The sequence below is a fragment of the Acinetobacter sp. 251-1 genome (genome assembly GCF_030329305.1).
GTDB classification, from domain to species: Bacteria; Pseudomonadota; Gammaproteobacteria; order Pseudomonadales; family Moraxellaceae; genus Acinetobacter; species Acinetobacter piscicola_A.
In genome coordinates this window covers 1-1,776 of record NZ_JACANS010000049.1, presented here as the reverse complement: position 1 = coordinate 1,776, position 1,776 = coordinate 1, and the positions used below count along the sequence as shown (strand labels likewise).

The following is a 1,776-nucleotide window of genomic DNA, read 5'->3' as shown; positions in this document are numbered from 1 at the left end:
CAACAGTCCCATCTTTGGATTATTGGTGGTGGTATCGCAGGTATGGCTGCTGCTGCATTTGCAATCCGTGATGCCAAAGTCCCTGCCAAAAATATCCATATTTTAGAAGAACTCGATATTTCAGGTGGTTCGATGGATGGTGGACATACACCGCATGCCGCGCAAGCTTGGGTAACACGTGGTGGGCGAATGCTGACCGATGAAACTTATTTATGCCTATGGGACTTATTTTCCAGTATTCCATCTTTGGAAAATCCAGACATTTCGGTGCGTGAAGAATGTCGTGAGTTTAATGAAAAAGTGAAAACCCACGCCAATGCACGGTTGATTGATGCCGAACATGTCATTGCGGATGCAGCAAAGCTTGGTCTGAATACGTTACATCGTGCACAGATGCTGCGCCTATTAGCTTCAAAAGAAGAAAAAATTGGCAGTCGCCGCATTGATGAGTTTTTTGATGAAACCTTTTTTGAAACCAATTTCTGGCGCATGTGGCGCACGACTTTCGCTTTTCAAAAATGGCACAGTGCAGCAGAGTTAAGACGCTATTTCTTGCGTTTTATTCAAGAATTGCCACGCATTCATACCTTAGCGGGTGTGAAACGTACCAAGTACAACCAATATGACTCGATGATTCTGCCCCTACAGCGTTGGTTAGTCGCACAAGGCGTCGATGTGCGTTTTGGACACTATGTCACAGATGCAGACTTCATTACCAATGCTGAAACTCAAGAACGCTACGCTTCACGCCTATATGTACAATTGCCTGAAGGCTCAGAGCAAATTAATCTGAAAGCCAATGATTTAGCTATTTTCACTTTAGGCTCTATTACAGCAGACTCACGTTATGGCGGTAATCATGACGTGCCTGCCCTTATTCGTCATCGAGAAGATCATGGCTGGACGCTTTGGGAAACGCTGGCACAAAAAGCCCCAGACTTTGGCCGTCCAATGACTTTTTATGGCAATATCGATGAACATAAGTGGGAGTCTTTCACTCTGACCATGAAAGATGACGTGCTACTTAAACGTATTATTGACTATACAGGCAATGAACCAGGCACAGGCGCACTCATGACTTGGTATGAGTCGGGTTGGCATTTATCCATCGTGGTTCCTGCACAGCCACACTTTGCCGACTTACCTGAAGGTTTATATACCTTATGGGGCTACGGTTTCCAAATTGACCATATAGGCGATTACATCAAAAAACCAATGTCCGAAGCCACGGGGCAAGAAATCCTAACAGAACTGATTAAACAGCTCGGTTTTGACGACATTTTAGATCATGTTTTGGCAACGACTGATGTTACTACCGCCATGATGCCATACGCCTCTGCCCTATTCGCCTGCCGTAAACCGGGGGATCGTCCACAGGTAATTCCACAAGGCTCACAAAACTTTGCTTTCCTTGGACAGTTTGTGGAAATTGAAGATGACGTGGTCTTTACTGTGGAATATTCAGTTCGTGGGGCGATGCTTGCCATTTATGAATTTTTTGGGGTGGAACGTGAAATCCCTGAAATTTACAACGGTCTACTTGATCCCAAAGTGGGTTTAAAAGCTTTAGAAACAGTGTTCCACTAAGTTTTTAATATATAGCGATAAGAGCACCTTTATGTCGCCACTATTACATAGTTTAATTTAAGCAACGTTTGGATACACGAGTGTGGCAGGGATGCCACACGTTATCCATCATAATAGGGATGTTATGTATGGGTAACAAAGGCTTTTGCTTTCTTTTGGCTTATCAAAAGTAAGGGTATTGCCTACACA

1 protein-coding gene is annotated in these 1,776 nt (G+C 44.0%); it reads left to right on the top strand.

Annotation, left to right across the window (positions count from 1 at the left end; all coding sequences use genetic code 11):
• A partial coding sequence (locus HX129_RS17620) for an oleate hydratase (RefSeq protein ID WP_286436393.1) occupies positions 1-1,587 on the top strand: 1,587 nt, incomplete at its 5' end.
• Between the last annotated feature and the right edge of the window lie 189 nt (positions 1,588-1,776).